General features: G+C 49.6%; 2 protein-coding genes. Both read left to right on the top strand.

The window, feature by feature from the left end:
- Nucleotides 1-370, top strand: a 370-nt coding sequence (locus tag R7E42_RS25270; protein WP_318073276.1) for a CBS domain-containing protein, incomplete at its 5' end; no start/stop codon positions are given.
- A 3-nt stretch (nt 371-373) separates the two neighbouring features.
- Nucleotides 374-1,089, top strand: a 716-nt coding sequence (locus R7E42_RS25265) for an ABC transporter permease subunit (protein ID WP_318073275.1), incomplete at its 3' end; no start/stop codon positions are given.

The following is a 1,089-nucleotide window of genomic DNA, read 5'->3' as shown; positions in this document are numbered from 1 at the left end:
ACTAACCGTCAAAGATATTGCGCGCAAGAAGCCCGCTGCGGTATTCAAGAAATCCGAACACGACGGCCCAGGCTCTGCCATGCAAATCTTGATGGATCACGACCGTGATTACGGTATTGTCGTCGATAAATCTAGCCGATATTCCGGCATCGTTTCTCTCGACTCCTTACGCTTAGCCCACAAGGAAAATCGCTCCTTGGCCAGCGCTCAATTAGAAGATGACGTGACCCTTCAGCCGGACCAGTCTGTGAATGACATTCTCGGCGTCGTGGCGAGCGTTCCTTATGCTGTGCCAGTAGTCGATGAGCAAGGAACCTATTTTGGTGTCGTGACGAAGTCGCGTCTTCTGCAAACACTCGATAAGGATTAAACGATGTCTACAGAGCAAACAAATAACGATCCTTGGTCGCAAACCGCACCAACACAAGAAGACCCGTGGTCACAAGGTAGTGAGGCCGCAACTAACAACGATTGGTTGAACAGCGAAGCCGTGCAAGAGACACCTTTCGATATCATGAACCCATTTCAAGATGCCGTTCTCCCACTCGATAATTGGGTAGAATCTGGGTTGAATTGGCTCGTTGAACATGGTCGCCCTGTTTTTCAAGCCATACGAGTTCCGATCGATTTTATCTTGTCCTCATTCGAAACCGCGTTAGTCTCTACGCCGTCACCGATTATGGTGCTGATCCTATTTTTACTCGCGTGGCAGTTTTCTAACTTCAAACTTGGTTTATCAACGCTAGTATCGCTAGTGTTCATTGGCTTGATCGGCGCTTGGTCTCAAGCCATGACCACGCTCGCCTTGGTGCTCACTTCGGTGTTTTTCTGCTTGTTGATTGGCTTACCCATGGGGATCTGGCTAGCCAGAAGCCAAAACGCCGCCAAGTTTGTAAGACCAATAGTGGATGCGATGCAGACCACCCAGGCGTTCGTCTACCTGGTTCCGATAGTGATGCTGTTTGGTATTGGTAACGTACCGGGCGTTGTCGTAACGATCATTTTCGCGCTACCGCCAGTGGTTCGATTGACCATTCTTGGGATTCAACAAGTACCGGAAGAGCTTATCGAAGCGGGTCACTCTTTTGG

Source organism: Vibrio sp. Vb1337 (genome assembly GCF_033338715.1).
Lineage (GTDB): Bacteria > Pseudomonadota > Gammaproteobacteria > Enterobacterales > Vibrionaceae > Vibrio > Vibrio alginolyticus.
Note: the sequence above shows the minus strand (reverse complement) of the source record. Positions and strands in the feature narration are given on the sequence as shown.